This is a genomic window from Mycobacterium sp. 1165178.9, from assembly GCF_001673555.1.
GTDB lineage: Bacteria > Actinomycetota > Actinomycetes > Mycobacteriales > Mycobacteriaceae > Mycobacterium.
This window is the reverse complement of the sequence record NZ_LZMB01000325.1, coordinates 1-14,777: the sequence shown is the minus strand read 5'-3', so window position 1 is coordinate 14,777 and position 14,777 is coordinate 1. Positions and strand designations below refer to the sequence as shown.

At 69.0% G+C, this 14,777-nt stretch carries 13 protein-coding genes, 1 tRNA gene and 1 pseudogene; 6 read left to right on the top strand and 9 right to left on the bottom strand.

Translation table 11 applies throughout. The features are described from left to right. The 4 genes and pseudogenes from A5652_RS14270 to dacB all read right to left on the bottom strand — a co-directional run. Positions 1 to 373 (bottom strand): annotated as a pseudogene (locus tag A5652_RS14270) (hypothetical protein); the annotation flags it as partial. 45 nt (positions 374 to 418) lie between these two features. Further along, positions 419 to 1,393 carry a tRNA lysidine(34) synthetase TilS gene (tilS, locus tag A5652_RS14265; RefSeq protein WP_067352223.1) on the bottom strand — a complete coding sequence of 325 codons (975 nt, stop codon included), beginning with the start codon at positions 1,391 to 1,393 and terminating at the stop codon, positions 419 to 421. Further along, positions 1,372 to 2,433, bottom strand: a complete 1,062-nt coding sequence (locus A5652_RS14260; protein WP_067352234.1) for a zinc-dependent metalloprotease — start codon at positions 2,431 to 2,433, stop codon at positions 1,372 to 1,374. The genes tilS and A5652_RS14260 overlap by 22 nt, the downstream gene beginning before the upstream one ends. Next, complete coding sequence (dacB, locus tag A5652_RS14255; protein ID WP_156745339.1) at positions 2,430 to 3,815, bottom strand: D-alanyl-D-alanine carboxypeptidase/D-alanyl-D-alanine-endopeptidase; 1,386 nt, start codon at positions 3,813 to 3,815, stop codon at positions 2,430 to 2,432. The genes A5652_RS14260 and dacB overlap by 4 nt, the downstream gene beginning before the upstream one ends. Positions 3,816 to 3,923: 108 nt before the next feature. Between dacB and A5652_RS14250 the strand changes: the two genes are divergently transcribed. Then, positions 3,924 to 4,412 (top strand): inorganic diphosphatase, encoded by a 489-nt coding sequence (locus A5652_RS14250; protein ID WP_067352215.1) that lies wholly within the window; start codon positions 3,924 to 3,926, stop codon positions 4,410 to 4,412. A 16-nt stretch (positions 4,413 to 4,428) separates the two neighbouring features. Here the strand turns inward: A5652_RS14250 and A5652_RS14245 are convergent, their stop codons facing one another. Continuing rightward, complete coding sequence (locus A5652_RS14245) at positions 4,429 to 5,493, bottom strand: DUF475 domain-containing protein (protein ID WP_067352212.1); 1,065 nt, start codon at positions 5,491 to 5,493, stop codon at positions 4,429 to 4,431. Between the two features lie 127 nt (positions 5,494 to 5,620). Between A5652_RS14245 and A5652_RS14240 the strand changes: the two genes are divergently transcribed. The 3 genes from A5652_RS14240 to A5652_RS14230 are packed head-to-tail and all read left to right on the top strand — an operon-like array spanning position 5,621 to position 7,975. Beyond that, positions 5,621 to 6,889, top strand: coding sequence for a hypothetical protein (locus A5652_RS14240; protein ID WP_067352208.1), 1,269 nt, complete (start codon positions 5,621 to 5,623; stop codon positions 6,887 to 6,889). Positions 6,890 to 6,924: 35 nt separating this feature from the next. Beyond that, entirely contained in the window at positions 6,925 to 7,620 is a 696-nt protein-coding gene (locus A5652_RS14235) for a glycosyltransferase family 2 protein (protein WP_067352205.1), read from the top strand. 13 nt (positions 7,621 to 7,633) lie between these two features. Then, entirely contained in the window at positions 7,634 to 7,975 is a 342-nt protein-coding gene (locus A5652_RS14230) for a DUF2304 domain-containing protein (protein ID WP_067352200.1), read from the top strand. Here A5652_RS14230 and A5652_RS14225 read toward each other — a convergent pair. Then, on the bottom strand, positions 7,972 to 8,916 hold the full coding sequence (locus A5652_RS14225; RefSeq protein ID WP_156745338.1) for an NAD-dependent epimerase/dehydratase family protein: 945 nt from the start codon (positions 8,914 to 8,916) through the stop codon (positions 7,972 to 7,974). The two genes, A5652_RS14230 and A5652_RS14225, sit on opposite strands and share 4 nt — an antisense overlap. Between A5652_RS14225 and A5652_RS14220 the strand changes: the two genes are divergently transcribed. Next, a complete protein-coding gene (locus tag A5652_RS14220; RefSeq protein ID WP_156745337.1) occupies positions 8,882 to 10,699 on the top strand; it encodes a hypothetical protein in 1,818 nt (605 codons plus the stop codon). The two genes, A5652_RS14225 and A5652_RS14220, sit on opposite strands and share 35 nt — an antisense overlap. 5 nt (positions 10,700 to 10,704) lie before the next feature. Here the strand turns inward: A5652_RS14220 and A5652_RS14215 are convergent. Both A5652_RS14215 and A5652_RS14210 read right to left on the bottom strand, forming a co-directional pair. Continuing rightward, positions 10,705 to 10,780: transfer RNA gene (locus tag A5652_RS14215), tRNA-Thr, on the bottom strand. Positions 10,781 to 10,834: 54 nt separating this feature from the next. Further along, complete coding sequence (locus A5652_RS14210; RefSeq protein WP_067352197.1) at positions 10,835 to 12,058, bottom strand: DNA polymerase III subunit delta'; 1,224 nt, start codon at positions 12,056 to 12,058, stop codon at positions 10,835 to 10,837. A gap of 153 nt (positions 12,059 to 12,211) precedes the next feature. Here A5652_RS14210 and A5652_RS14205 point away from each other — a divergent pair, with 153 nt between their 5' ends. Next, positions 12,212 to 13,837 carry an adenylate/guanylate cyclase domain-containing protein gene (locus A5652_RS14205; RefSeq protein WP_067352192.1) on the top strand — a complete coding sequence of 542 codons (1,626 nt, stop codon included), beginning with the start codon at positions 12,212 to 12,214 and terminating at the stop codon, positions 13,835 to 13,837. Between the two features lie 6 nt (positions 13,838 to 13,843). On the opposite strand, the gene A5652_RS14200 is transcribed toward A5652_RS14205, so the two are convergent. Further along, positions 13,844 to 14,777, bottom strand: a 934-nt coding sequence (locus A5652_RS14200) for a topoisomerase C-terminal repeat-containing protein (protein ID WP_304441774.1), incomplete at its 5' end; no start/stop codon positions are given.

The window sequence follows — 14,777 nt, the reverse complement described above, 5'->3', positions numbered from 1 at the left end:
CGCTGGCCTCCTCCGGCGTGGTTCGGATTCTCAAGGATCTGGACCGCGATATCGAGGGCCGCGACGTGTTGATAGTGGAGGACGTCGACGACCCGTAGGAGCTGACGGCCATGAACTCGAACTGCGTGGGCAGCGGGATCGCGCGGGCCAGGTCGGTGACAAAGATCACAGCACCCTTGAGCACGGTGATCAGCAGAAGATCCTGTCCGGTCTCGATCGCGGCGTCGCGGTAGTTCTCCCCGATTTCACTACCGAGTTCTGCGATTCGCGCCTGAATTTGCGCCGACGTCAGCAGGACAGACTTGATATCCCCGGGGTACAGCTCCGCGGGTTGGGCGGGGGTGATCGCCGAGGAGATCTGGGCCACGCCCACAGAGTGCCACGACGACGGGCGAATAACCAATGGCAGCCCCGATGGCTATTGGATTGGTTTGCTGACCGGTTCGCGCCACAGCGTCAGCACGCCGTCGCGACGGCCCGCGAACAGTCGCTCATCGGGCATCGACGACCCCACCGCCACCCCGCCCTGCCCACGCCAGCCGGTGACCAGGGCGTCCACCCCGCGAATCTGCTTGTCGGTCAGGTTCGTTGCGCCTCCGGTCAGCAGCCAGGTCCGGATCACCCGCCGCCGCACGGGGGCGTCCAGCGCCGCCAGCGCCTGCACCCGCAGGCCGGAGTCCGCCCTGGTATCGGGCAGCGCGCGGGCCGCCAGCGTGTCGATCAACTCGGAATCCTCCCGCAGCGAGGTCGCGGTGCGGGCCAGCGCCTCGGCCACGCCGCCACCCAGCACGTCTTCCAGCAGCGGCAGCACCTCGGCGCGCAGCCGGGTCCGGGTGAAGCGGGGGTCGGTGTTGTGCGGATCCTGCCAAGGGGTCAGGCCAAGCTCTTGGCATGCGCCGCGCGTGACGGCCCGGCGAACCTCCAGTAACGGCCGGCACCATGGTGGATCGTACGGACGCATCCCGGCGATCGAACGCACCCCGGATCCTCGGCCCAAACCCAGCAGCACCGTCTCGGCCTGGTCGTCCAGCGTGTGGCCCAGGAGCACCGGACCGGTGTGGTAGGCGCTCAACGCGGCGTAGCGGGCCGCGCGCGCCGCCGCCTCGGGACCGCCCCGGTTGCTTACCTGCACCCGCACCACTTGGGCCCCAACGCATCCCAATGAGATGGCCTGCGCGCGGGCGGTCTCAGCGACGACAGCCGAGTCGGATTGCAGGCCATGGTCGACCACCACCGCGGTGGTGGGTCGCAGCTGGGCCGCGACCGCGGTGAGGGCCAGCGAATCCGGACCTCCGGACAGCGCCACGCACCACTGTTCGACGGTGGCGAGGTGGGCCTTGAGGAACGCCTCGACAACCGCGCGCAGCTGGCCTACAGCACCCGGTCGATCCATCGCTGGGGCTCTTCGATCTCGCTAGGCAGCGGCAGCGTTTCGGGACTCGTCCAGATGGCGTTGAACCGCGCCATCCCCACTTGGCCGACCACGTGATCGACGAACGCCTTGCCGCGGGTGTACTGGCTGAGCTTCGCGTCGAGCCCCAGCAGTGCGCGCAACAACCGCTGCAGCGGCGGCTGCTTGCGGTGGCGGCGCTCGTCGAACCGGCGGCGGATGGTGGCCACCGACGGCACCGCCATCGGTCCGACGGCATCCATGACGTGGTCCGCGTGGCCCTCCAGCAGCGTGCCCAGCACCAGCAACTGGTCCAGCGCCTGTCGCTGTGGTTCGGACTGCACGGCGCGCACCAGTCCGAGAATCCCCGCTGAGTTGGCGTCGGATTCCGCCGTTGCGTCGCCGCGGTTGCGGGCGTAGTCGGCGAGCCGGCTGATCACCTGCCCGATGTCCTCGCCGGCGTCGCGGGTCAGCAGGCCCAGCGCTTGCGACATGTAGTCGGGCAGCCACGGATTGGCGGTGAACTGCACTCGATGGGTGACCTCATGCAGGCACACCCACAGCCGGAAATCGGACGGATCGATTCGAAGCTGCCGCTCGACGGCGATGACGTTGGGATACACCAGCAGCAAGCAGCCCGTTTTGGCCCCGTTATTAGTGGCGAACGGGTCGTATTGGCCGAGAATCCCCGAGGACACGTACGCCAGGACGGCGCCGGTCTGCGCGCCGGTGACGCGGCCGGTGAGAAACCCGCGCGGCTTCTCGGCGCCGTGCATCATCACCCGCATCGACTCGGTCGCCGCGGCGATCCACTCCGGACGGTCGACGATGCGGGCGGCCGGCACCGAACCGTTGGTGACAAGGCCGGTGACATCACGCACCAACGGTTCGGCTTTGGTGGACGCGGCGGCGAGTTCGTCGATCACCTGGCGGCGGGTGTAGTCGCTGGACGGCGGACCCGGCCGGGCCAGGCGCCGACCTACCGAGGCCGCGAACTTCCAGTCGACGGCGGTACCCAGGGTCAGGTCCGGCGCCGGCGTCATGAGCACCCGCATGACCACAGCCGGGTCGCCAGCGCGTCCATCACGTTGCGACCGTTCGGGCCGGCATCGTTGGAGATGAACGCGAAGGTGAGCACGCGGCCGCTGCGGTCGGTCAACACTCCGGCCAGCGCGTTTACGCCGGTCAACGAGCCGGTTTTGGCCCGCAGCCAGCCCGCGGGACCCTGGGCCGTGGAGGCATCGGTGAAGCGATCGGCAAGCGTCCCGCTCCCGGCGGCGATCGGGAGCAGATCCAGCAGCGCCCGCAGCGACGGCTGGTCGGACCCTGCCGCCGCCTGCAGCACGCCGTCGAGCGTCTTGGCCGTCAGCCGGTCGTCGACCGAGAGTCCACTGGAGTCCAGCAGCGTCGCACCCGCGGTGTCGACGTGAGCGGTGGTCAGCCGGTTGGTCACCGCGTCGACAGCGCCGGCGAAGCTGCGCGGTCGGTTGATCGCGGCCGCCACCTCGCGGGCGATGCTTTCGGCCAGCACGTTGTCGGAGTGGTCCATCATCTCGGACAGCCGCTGGACCAACGGCGCCGACTGCACGACCGCCAGCTGCCGCGCCCCGGACGGCGCGGCGACGGCCGTGACCGCGTTGGGGTCCAGTCCCAGTGCCCTGGCCAGCTCCCGGCCGGCATCCAGCGCCGGGGTCCGGGACCGCCGCGAGTTGACGGTCGAAGGCTGGATGCGGCCGGCGTCGATCATCACCGACTCGATCGGCGCGATGTCGCCGTTGTCGACGTCAGCCAGGTCCCAACCCTGCGCCATCGTCGGCCCGCTGAACGCCGAGGTGTCCACCTGCACGGCGGTCGGTGTCACGCCGCTGCGGCGAATCTGTTCGACGAGGTCACTGATCCGGGCCGACCCCCGGTACCACGTGGCCACTTCGGGCGGCGCGGCCGACAGGGCCGGATCGCCCGCACCCACCAGCACGACGGGTCCCTGGGCGTTTTGGCTGCCGGCCACTACGCGAGTGCTGATCCGGGCCTGATGGTCGAGCGTCAGCAAGGCCGCGGCCGCCGTCAGCACCTTGTTGGTCGAGGCCGGCACCAGCGGCAGGTCGGCCGCCACCTGCCACAGCTCTTTTCCGGTGATGGCGTCCGTGATTCGTCCGCCAAGCCGGCCCAGGTTCGGGTCACTCGCCACCGGCGCCAGCATCGCGGCGACGCCGGGCCCGCTGGGTAGCTCGGCGGTGTCGCTCACCGGCGTCATGCCGGGCTTCACCGCGGGTGCGTGCGGGGGCGGTATCGGGGCATGCGCGCTGTTGGCGCCGTGTCCGGCCGTGGTGAAGAACGTTGCCGCCACCACGACGGCGGCGACGAACGCCAGCACGCCCAACCCGATGAGCACTGGGGTGGATTTTTGCCAGCGAGTACGGGCCATCACTCTCCTGACTGTCTGAAGACCCATTCTGCCGAATCGGCGCCGATGCGCTCGACTAGGGTGTAGCAGATCAAAATTGGTCTGCCTACCAGACAAGGAGCCGACGCGGTGGAATTCGACGTGACCATCGAGATCCAAAAGGGCCAGCGGAACAAGTACGAAGTCGACCACGAGACTGGACGGCTACGTCTGGACCGCTACCTGTACACCGCGATGGCCTACCCGACCGACTACGGCTTCATCGAGGACACCCTCGGTGAGGACGGCGACCCGCTGGACGCCATGGTGCTGTTGCCGCAGTCGGTGTTTCCCGGCGTGATCGTCGAGGCCCGTCCGGTGGGCATGTTCCGGATGACCGACGAAAAGGGTGGCGACGACAAGGTCCTGTGCGTGCCGGCCGGCGACCACCGCTGGGACCACGTCCGGGACATCGGGGACGTTCCGGAGTTCGAGCTGGACGTGATCAAGCACTTCTTCGTGCACTACAAGGACCTGGAACCGGGCAAGTTCGTCAAGGCCGCGGACTGGGTCGGCCGCGAAGAAGCCGAGGCAGAGATCCAGCGCTCGATCGAGCGGTTCAAAACCGAAGGGCACTGAACCACACCGGCGGGCATTAGCCTTCCGCGCGGGCGGCGCGGCGGTTCCGCAGGATGCTGAAGCCCAGCGCCGCCGCGATGAAGGCCACGCCGACCGAGCCCGTGAGCGCCTCCGGCACCTCGAATCTGGGCTCGATGGAGACCAGCATGATGACCGCCAGCGCACCTATGGCCCAGTGCGCGCCGTGTTCCAGGTACGCGTACCGGCCCAACGCCTCCTGGCGGACCAGGTAGATGGTGATCGACCGGACGAACATCGAGCCCACCAGGCCCAGCCCCAGCGCGATGACGATGGGGTCCGAGGTGATGGCGAACGCGCCGGTGACGCCGTCGAACGAAAAAGCGGCATCGAGCACTTCGAGGTAGAGGAACAGCGTCAGACCGGCCCGGCCCGTCGGCGCGCCGGCCTCGCCGTCGGATGGCTGAAACGCCCGGCTCAATCCGTTGACCACCAGATAGGTCACCATGCCCAAAAGCCCCGCGGTCAGCACCGTCGCCGCCTCGTCACCGGAATGCGTCAATTGCGTGCCGACTCCGACCAGCACCAGACCGGTGACCACCAGCGACACCTGCCCCAGCCGACCCAGGCGTGCGAACGGGATCTCGATCCACTTGAGCCACTTGATTTCTCGGTCATAGAAGACGAAATCGAGGAACAGCATCAAGAGGAAGATTCCGCCGAACGCGGCGATCTGGGGGTGGGCCGCCATGACGAGTTTTTGGTAGCTGGGCGAGCCGTCGGAGAACTCCAGCGCGCCGTGGGGCGGCGGATGCACGGCCAGCTCCATCGCGCGAACCGGGTCGAGGCCCGCTGTCACCCACACGATGAGCAGCGGGAACAGCAGTCGCATGCCGAACACGGCCACCAGGATCCCGATCGTCAGGAACATCCGCTGCCAGAAGCGGCTCATCCGTTTCAGGATCGAGGCGTTGATGATGGCGTTGTCGAACGACAACGACACCTCGAGGACAGCCAGCACCAGCAGCAGGTAGAGACCTTTGAAACCGCCGTAGACATATCCGGCGCCGAGGGCCGCCGCGGTGACCACCAGCGAGATCCCGAAGGTGCGCAAAGCGGGCATGGATCCTTTCCGGCCGCCGACCACACTAGCGAACCGGATCGCGCGAGGGGCGGGCGCTTCGGGCCGCATAGAATTTTCAAATTGTGGCGAGACATCGGGACACCCGGCCGAAAGCGCCGCCGCCCCGATGACCGAAATCAGCGCCTCACAGGGGCCGGTGGCGCGCGGCAGCATGGCCAGGGTCGGTACCGCCACCGCCGTGACGGCGCTGTGCGGCTACGCGGTGATCTACCTGGCCGCCCGCGACCTGGCGCCGAGCGGCTTTTCGATCTTTGGGGTTTTCTGGGGCGCTTTCGGGCTGGTTACGGGCGCGGCCAACGGCCTGCTGCAGGAAACCACCCGGGAAGTTCGCTCGACTCCCTATGTCAGCGACCTGGCCGCCCTGCCGTCGCCCGGCGAACCCCGTACCCACCCGATGCGGGTCGCCCTGCCAGTCGGGATGGCCGCCGCCGTCCTGATCGCCGGCAGCTCCCCGCTGTGGAGCGGACGGGTGTTCGTCGAGGCGCGGCTGCTGTCGGTGGTTCTGCTGTCCGTCGGGCTGGCCGGGTTCTGCGTGCACGCCACCCTGCTGGGCATGCTGGCCGGCACCAACCAGTGGACCCGCTACGGCGCGCTGATGGTGACCGACGCCGTCATCCGCGTGATGGTGGCCGCGGCAACCGTGGCGCTCGGGTGGCGGCTGGTCGGTTTCTTGTGGGCGACGGTGGCGGGCGCTGTCGCCTGGCTGATCCTGCTTATGGCCTCGCCGGCGACCAGGGCCACCGCCCGCCTCCTCACCCCGGGGGGCACCGCAACCTTTCTACGGGGCGCGGCGCATTCGATCACCGCGGCCGGCGCCAGCGCCATTCTGGTGATGGGTTTTCCGGTGCTGCTGAAGCTGACCAGCGCGGAGCTCGGCGCGCAGGGCGGGGTGATAATCCTGGCCGTCACGCTGACCCGCGCGCCACTGCTGGTGCCGCTTACGGCCATGCAGGGCAACCTGATTGCCCATTTCGTCGACGAGCGCAGTAACCGAATTCGTGCCCTGCTCGCCCCGGCGGCGATCGTCGGGGCGATCGGTGCGGTCGGGGTGCTGGCCGCGGCCGTCGTGGGTCCGTGGCTGTTGCGGGTCGCCTTCGGGTCGCAGTACCACGCCAGCAGCGCGCTGCTGGCGTGGTTGACCGCGGCCGCGGTGGCGATCGCCATGCTGACGCTGACCGGTGCGGCGGCGGTGGCCGCCGCCCTGCACCGGGCCTACTCGCTGGGTTGGGTGAGCGCCACGGTCGCGTCGGGGTTGCTTCTGTTGCTGCCGCTTTCCCTGCAGACCCGAACCGTGGTCGGGTTGCTGTGCGGTCCGGTGGTCGGGATCGGCGTTCACTTGGCGGCTCTGTCGCGCGCCACGCGCTCTACCGGCTGATATGACCTGCACCAGCGTGTACCTTGTGGGCTTAAATGGGTACTGAAACAGATGGCGTCTGGGTCGTCATTCCCGCCTTCAACGAAGCAGCTGTCATCGGCGAGGTGGTAGCCGATGTGCGCTCGGTGTTCGACCATGTCGTGTGCGTGGACGACGGCAGCGCCGACGACACCGGTGAGATCGCCCGGCGGGCCGGCGCTCACCTGGTGCGCCATCCGATCAACCTCGGGCAGGGCGCCGCCATCCAGACCGGTGTCGAGTACGCCCGCAGGCAGCCGGGGGCCCAGATCTTCGCCACTTTCGACGCCGACGGCCAGCACCGCGTCAAAGACCTCGCGACGATGGTCGACCGGTTGCGCGCCGGCGACGTCGACGTCGTCATCGGCACCCGGTTCGGCGCGCAGCACGGCGCCCGACCGCCGTTCGTGAAACGGATCGTGCTGCGGACGGCCGCCCGGTTGAGCCGGCGCGGCCGCCGACTTGGCCTGACCGACACCAACAATGGGCTTCGGGTGTTCAACAAGAAAGTCGCCGACGGCTTGGACATCACGATGAGCGGAATGAGCCACGCCAACGAATTCATCATGCTGATCGACGAAAACCATTGGCGCGTCGCCGAAGAGCCGATCGAGGTGCTCTACACCCCGTACTCGATGTCGAAGGGGCAGCCCCTGCTCAACGGCGTCAACATCATTTTCGACGGGTTCCTGCGCGGCAGGCTTCCGAGATGAAAAGGGTTGCAAAATGAACTGGATTCAGGTGCTGCTGATCGGATCGATTGTCGCACTGCTGGTCTACCTGCTGCGCTCGCGCCGCAACGCGCGTTCCCGGGCGTGGGTCAAGGTAGGCTACGTGGTGTTCGTACTGGCCGGCATCTACGCCGTGCTGCGGCCCGATGACACGACGGTGGTGGCGCAGTGGTTCGGGGTGCGCCGCGGCACCGACCTGATGCTCTACGCGCTGATCATGGCGTTCTGCTTCACCACGCTCAGCACCTACATGCGGTTCAAGGACCTGGAGCTGCGCTATGCGCGGCTGGCCCGGGCGGTGGCGATGGAGTCCGCGCAGGCACCCGAAGCGGGCTAGCCGGTGTGCGCCCGACGGAAGAATTCCACTGTGCGGGCCACCCCGTCGGATAGGTCGACCTTCGGTTTCCAGCCCAATACCTCTGCGGCCGAACCGATGTCGAGGCAGGACCGCTTGAGGTCTCCGAGCCGCGGCGGCGCGAACTCCGGATCGTCGGGGCCGCCGACGGCGGCCGCCACCGCCGAATGCAGTTGGCGGTCCGAGGTTTCGACACCGGTGCCGACGTTGAAACGCTGCCCGCCGCCCGCGTCCCCGGATGCCTTGACGAAGGCGTCCACGACATCGTCGACGAAGACGTAGTCGCGGGTGTTGCTGCCGTCGCCGAAGACCTTGGTGGGCTTACCCGAGAGCAGCGCCTGGGCGAAGATCGCCACCACGCCGGCCTCACCGTGCGGATCCTGGCGGGGCCCATAGACATTCGCCGGGGCGATGTGCGAGCAGTCCAGGCCGTACAGGTGGCGGAAGGTGTTCAGGTAGATCTCGCCCGCCACCTTGCCCGCCGCGTACGGCGATGCGGGATCGGTCGGCACGGTTTCGGGTGTGGGGTAGCGCGGCGGGGTGCCGTAGATGGATCCGCCCGAGGAGGTGTGGACGATCTTGCGGACCTGCGCCCGGCGCGCGGCCTCGGCCAGGCGCACCGTGCCGATCACGTTGACCGACGCGTCGAACTGCGGATCGGCCACCGAGTGCCGCACGTCGATCTGGGCCGCCAGGTGAAACACCACCTCCGGGCGGTGCTCGCCGAGGATGGCCTCCAGGTCGGCGGTCACGATGTCCGCCTCGACGAAGGCGTATGCCGGATTGTCGGCCAGGTGTTCGAGGTTGGTCGCTCGGCCGGAGGCGAAGTTGTCCAGCCCCACCACCGCATGACCGTCGGCCAACAGACGGTCGACTAGCGTCGACCCGATGAATCCGGCCGCCCCGGTAACCAGTGCACGCACCGGCCCACCATACATAGCTGCCCTGGCCGTCGCGCTCATCGCGGTACAGCTGGTGGTGCGCGCTGTCCTGGCCTTCGGAGGCTACTTCTACTGGGACGACCTGATCCTCATCGGCAAGGCCGGCACCCACAACCTGCTCGCACCGTCGTATCTGTTCGACGACCATGACGGGCATGTCATGCCCGGGGCATTTCTGGTCGCGGGCACCATCATCCGGCTGGCGCCGCTGAACTGGACCTGGTCGGCGGTCAGCCTGGTCGTGCTGCAACTGTTGGCGTCGCTGGCGTTGTTGCGCGCGCTGTACGTCATCCTGGGCTGGCGCCCGGTGCTGCTGATCCCGTTCACGTTCGCGTTGTTCGCACCGCTGGCGGTGCCCGGATTCGCGTGGTGGGCAGCGGCGCTGAATTCGCTGCCGATGCTGGCCGCGCTGGCCTGGGTGTGCGCCGATGCCATCCTGCTGATGCGCACCGGCAAACGGCGCTACGCCGTGGCCGGGGTGCTGGTCTACTTCGGCGGCCTGCTGTTCTTCGAGAAGGCCGCGGTGATCCCGTTCGTCGCGTTCGCGGTGACGGCACTGCTGTGCCATGTGACCGGCGATCGGGGCCTGGGGTCGGCCTTGGCGACGGCGTGGCGGGCCGCCCGGCCGTTGTGGATCGCCACGCTGGCCCTCACCGCGGCCTGGATCGCGCTGTATCTGGCCGTGGTCGATCAGCAGCGGTGGAGTTCGGACCTGTCGATGACCTGGCAGCTGCTGGCGCGTTCGATCACGCACGGCATCGTGCCGGGGCTGGCCGGCGGGCCGTGGCACTGGGACCGGTGGGCGCCGGCCTCGCCCTGGGCCACGCCCCCGCTGTCGGTGATGGCGCTGGGCTGGGTGGTGCTGGTCGGGACCGTGGCGGTGTCGCTGGCGCGCAAGGAACGCATCGGGGCGGTGTGGCTGGTCGCCGCCGGCTACGCGGTGGCCTGCCAGGTGCCGATCTACTTGATGCGGTCGTCGAAGCAGACCGCGCTGGAACTCGCGCAGACGCTGCGCTACCTGCCGGATCTGGTCGTGGTGCTGGCACTGCTCGCCGCGGTGGCATTGAGCGCCCCCAACCGACAGTCCGGACCTCGCTGGCTCGACGCTTCGCCGAAACGCACCGCGGTCGTCGCGGCGTTGACGGTGTTGTTCGCGGCCAGCAGCCTTTACTCGACGTCGACGTTTTTGACCAGCTGGCGCGACAACCCCGCACAGCCCTACCTGCAGAACGCCCGCGCTTCTCTGGCCGCCGCGCATGCGGCCTCGGCCGCGCCGCTGCTGGATCAGGAGGTCGATCCGTTGGTGCTGCAACGGGTGGCCGCGCCGGAGAATCTGGCCAGCCATCTGTTCGCCCTGCTGCGCGATAGGCCCGAATTCGCGCCTGCGACAAGCCAATTGCGTATGTTCGACAGCTCGGGCCGGCTGGTCAAGGCGAGGGTCACCTGGGTTCGGACCATCGCGCCGGGGCCGATGCCGCAGTGCGGCTACTTCGCCCAACCGGACAAGCCGGCGCGCATGGTCCTCGACGGCCCGCTGCTGCCCGCCGACTGGACCGTCGAACTGAACTACCTGGCCAACAGCGACGGCTCAATGACGTTGTCGATGACGCAAGGCCCAGAGGTCAAAGTGCCGGTGCATCCCGGACTCAACCGGGTCTTCGCCCGGCTGCCGGGTGCCGGGGATGCGATCACCGTGCGGGCCAACACGACCGCGCTGGCGTTGTGCCTCGCATCGGGCCCGGTGGGGTTCGTCGCACCCGCCTAGAACCATGGAGCCGCCTGGGGGAATCGAACCCCCGACCTATTCATTACGAGTGAATCGCTCTACCGACTGAGCTAAGGCGGCATACCCGCACGCCGGGCGGCACGAGTCTACGGCAGGCGGGCGGGCACCACGAAATTAGTCGCGGGATTCCTGGCCACGCAGTTCCTGGCCGATGGTGGCGACCATGGCATCGACGGCGAACTTGGGCTTGACGTTGATGGCCAGTGCCTCGCGGCATTCGAGCACCGCTTCGATGCAGCGCAGCAGCCGCGCGGGCGGGGCGTGCGCGGCCAGCGCCGCGACCCGCTCGGCCATGTCGGGATGGTTGGCCCGTACCTCGCCGGCGTTGGCCGACGTCATCAGCGCGTCCCGGAAGTAGGTCGCCAGGTCGATCAGCGCGCGGTCCAGGGCATCACGCGAGGCCCGGGTCTGACGCGACTTCTGCCGTCGCTCAAGGTCTTTCATCGCGCCGGCCGCGCCGCGCATCGCCCCCGCGGTGCCCTTGCCGGTGCCGCCGGCGCCCAAAGCCGTGCGCAGCTCTTCGGTCTCGGCCTCGGCGCGGTCCGCGGTCAGCACGATGGCCTCGGCTTCGGCCGCGGCCACCAGCTCTTCGGCGGCGGCGTAGGCCCGCGACGGGGTGGCGGCGTCGCGCACCAGCGTCAGCGACCGCTCCCGGCGCGCGCGGGCCTCGGGGTCGGTGGCCAGCCGTCGCGCCCGGCCCACATGGCCACCGCTGACCGACGCCGCCCAGCTCGCCGTGTCAGGCGTCAGGCCGTCGCTGTCGACCAGCACGCGCGCGATCGCCTCGGTCGGCGGGGTCACCAGCGCCACATGCCGGCACCGGGAACGCAACGTGATCGCGATGTCCTCGGGGTCCACCGACGGCGCGCACAGCAGGAACACCGTCGACGGCGGCGGTTCCTCGACCACTTTGAGCAGGGCGTTGGCGGCGCCCTCGGTCAGCCGGTCGGCATCCTCGATCACCACGATCTGCCAGTGTCCGGTGGCGGGGCGCCGCGACGCGATCTGCACGATCGACCGCATCTCGTCGACGCCGATGGACAGGCCCTCGGGGATCACCCGCCGCACATCGGCGTGGGTGCCGGCCATCGTCGTCGTGCACGCGTGGCAACGTCCGCAGCCTGGCTCGCCGTCGGACGTGCACTGCAGCGCTGCGGCGAAACACAACGCCGCCACCGAGCGCCCGGAACCCGGCGGACCGGTGATCAGCCACGCATGTGTCATAGTCCCGGCGGCCACCCCGCTGTGGGCTGAGTCACCACGAGCGGCGCGGGCGGCCGCCAGCAACTCGGCCGTCACCGCATCCTGGCCTACCAGCCGCGTAAACACCCCGGACATCACCGGTAACAGTAATGGCGCTGCCGACAGATACCGAACGGCCACCGTACCGCGACCGTTCCGTTATCTTCGACGTCGTGGCGGGCCCCGGGCAACCTGCCGAGATCAGTATTAAGTTTCCGAAGGGTCACCGGTGACCGATACGGTGGGTTGGTGACAACGGCGGCTGCACTACCGGGGCGGATCAGCGCATTCGTCCGCTGGGTGATGCGAACGCCGTGGCCACTGTTCTCGCTCAGCATGCTGCAGGCCGACATCATCGGCGCGCTGTTCGTGCTCGGCTTCCTGCGCTACGCGCTGCCGCCCGAGGATCGCATCCAGTTACAGGATCTGCCGGTCTTGAACGTGGCGATCTTCGCCACCGCGCTCGTCGTCGTCTTCCTCACCGGCTTGGCCCTGACTCTCCGGCTGCTGCTGCCGGTGTTCCGCTGGCAGCGCCGGGACAACATGCTGGCCGAGGCCGACCCCGCCGCCACCGAACTGGCCCGCAGCCGAGCGCTGCGCATGCCGTTCTACCGCACCCTGATCAGCATCGTGGCCTGGGCCATCGGCAGCGTGGTGTTCATCATCGCCAGCTGGTCGGTCGCCCGATACGCCGCACCCGTGGTGGCGGTGGCCACCGGGCTGGGCGCCGCGGCCACCTCGATCATCGGCTACCTGCAGTCCGAGCGGGTGCTTCGGCCCGTGGCAGTGGCCGCCCTGCGCAGCGGGGTGCCCGAGAACGTCAAGGCGCCCGGGGTCATCCTGCGGCAGATCCTGACCTGGATGCTGTCCACCGCCGTGCCGGTGCTGGCGATCGTGCTGGCGGTGGTGGCCGACAAGATCTCGCTGCTGCATGCCACGCCGGAGAAGTTGTTCACCCCGATCCTGTTGCTGGCGGTGGCGGCGCTGGGCATTGGGTTGATCAGCACGCTGCTGGTGGCCATGTCGATCGCCGACCCGCTGCGCCAGCTGCGCTGGGCGCTCTCGGAGGTGCAGCGCGGAAACTACAACGCGCACATGCAGATCTACGACGCCAGCGAGCTGGGCCTGCTGCAGGCGGGCTTCAACGACATGGTGCGCGACCTGTCCGAGCGGCAGCGACTGCGCGACCTGTTCGGCCGCTACGTCGGTGAGGACGTGGCCCGACGCGCGCTGGAGCGGGGCACCGAGCTGGGCGGCCAGGAGCGCGACGTCGCGGTGCTGTTCGTGGACCTGGTCGGCTCCACGCAGCTGGCCGCGACCCGCCCACCCGCCGAGGTCGTTCACCTGCTGAACGAGTTCTTCCGGGTGGTCGTGGAAACCGTTGGTAAGCATGGGGGTTTCGTCAACAAGTTCCAGGGCGACGCCGCGCTGGCCATCTTCGGCGCTCCGATCGAACACCCCGACTCACCCGGTGGAGCGCTGGCCGCGGCGCGGGAACTGCACGACGCGCTGCTGCCGGTGATCGGTTCGGCCGAGTTCGGCATCGGGGTGTCGTCCGGGCGGGCCATCGCCGGTCACATCGGCGCGCAGGCCCGCTTCGAGTACACCGTGATCGGCGATCCGGTCAACGAGGCCGCCCGGCTGACCGAGCTGGCCAAGCTGGAGCCCGGGCACGTGCTCGCGTCGGCGATCGCGGTGAGCGGGGCACTGGACGCCGAAGCCCTGTGCTGGGATGTCGGCGAGGTGGTCGAGCTGCGCGGGCGCCGGGCACCCACCCAGCTGGCGCGCCCCGTGCACTTGGCCGAAACGGACTCCGCGCCCACGCAGGTCCGGGCCCAGGAGCTGTCCGGTGAGACCATCGGCCCGGGGTACTGAGCGGGACTAGCTGCGCTTGGCGGCCTTTTTGGCCGCGGCCTTCTTGGCCGGGGCCTTGCGGGTGGTCTTCTTGGCCGGACGCTTCGCCGGACCCCGCGCACGGCGATCGGCCAGCAGTTCCGCGGCGCGCTCGTCGGTGATGGAGACGACGTCGTCGCCCTTGCGCAGACTGGCGTTCGTCTCACCATCGGTGACGTACGGCCCGAACCGGCCGTCCTTGATCACCATCGGCTTGCCGGTCGCCGGGTCGGCGCCCAGCTCACGCAACGGCGGTGCGGCCGCCCCTTGCCGCCCACGGCGTTTGGGTTCGGCGTAGATCTTCAGCGCTTCCTCGAGGGTGATGTCGAACATCTGCTCCTCGGTCGCCAGCGAGCGAGAATCGGTGCCACGCTTCAGGTATGGGCCGTAGCGGCCGTTCTGTGCGGTGATCTCCTCGCCGGAGGCGGGGTCGACGCCGACCACCCGCGGCAACGAAAGCAGCCGCAGCGCATCCTCGAGCGTGACCGTCTGCAAGTCCATGGTGCGCAGCAGCGAACCGGTGCGAGGCTTGGGGCCGGTCGGCTTCTTGCCCTTCTTCGCCGGCGCGCCGCTGCCGTCGTCGTCGGGCGGCGGCTCCGGCAGGACCTCGGAAACGTATGGCCCGTAGCGCCCGTCCTTGGCGACGATCTCGTGACCGGTGTTCGGGTCGACCCCGAGCACGCGACCCTCTTGCGGGGTGGCGAACAGCTGCTCGGCCACCTCCAGCGTCAGCTCATCGGGGGTCAGCGAGTCGTTGAGGTTGGCCCGCTGCGGCTTGGGTTCGCCGTCGTCGCCGGTCACCATGCGTTCCAGATAGGGCCCGTTCTTGCCCACCCGCACATACACCGGCCGGCCCTGCTCGTCGTCAAAGAGCCTGATGGAGTTGACTTCTCGAGCGTCGATACCTTCCAGGTTGACGCCG

Bases quoted from the DNA above. Each gene is read 5' to 3' on its own strand.
- A5652_RS14245 (WP_067352212.1), bottom strand. From the start codon at position 5,493: ATGCCCGCTTTGCGCACCTTCGGGATCTCGCTGGTGGTCACCGCGGCG.
- A5652_RS14210 (WP_067352197.1), bottom strand. From the start codon at position 12,058: ATGTCCGGGGTGTTTACGCGGCTGGTAGGCCAGGATGCGGTGACGGCC.
- A5652_RS14235 (WP_067352205.1), top strand. From the start codon at position 6,925: ATGGGTACTGAAACAGATGGCGTCTGGGTCGTCATTCCCGCCTTCAAC.
- A5652_RS14240 (WP_067352208.1), top strand. From the start codon at position 5,621: ATGACCGAAATCAGCGCCTCACAGGGGCCGGTGGCGCGCGGCAGCATG.
- dacB (WP_156745339.1), bottom strand. From the start codon at position 3,815: ATGGCCCGTACTCGCTGGCAAAAATCCACCCCAGTGCTCATCGGGTTG.
- A5652_RS14230 (WP_067352200.1), top strand. From the start codon at position 7,634: ATGAACTGGATTCAGGTGCTGCTGATCGGATCGATTGTCGCACTGCTG.
- A5652_RS14220 (WP_156745337.1), top strand. From the start codon at position 8,882: ATGAATCCGGCCGCCCCGGTAACCAGTGCACGCACCGGCCCACCATAC.
- tilS (WP_067352223.1), bottom strand. From the start codon at position 1,393: ATGGATCGACCGGGTGCTGTAGGCCAGCTGCGCGCGGTTGTCGAGGCG.
- A5652_RS14260 (WP_067352234.1), bottom strand. From the start codon at position 2,433: ATGACGCCGGCGCCGGACCTGACCCTGGGTACCGCCGTCGACTGGAAG.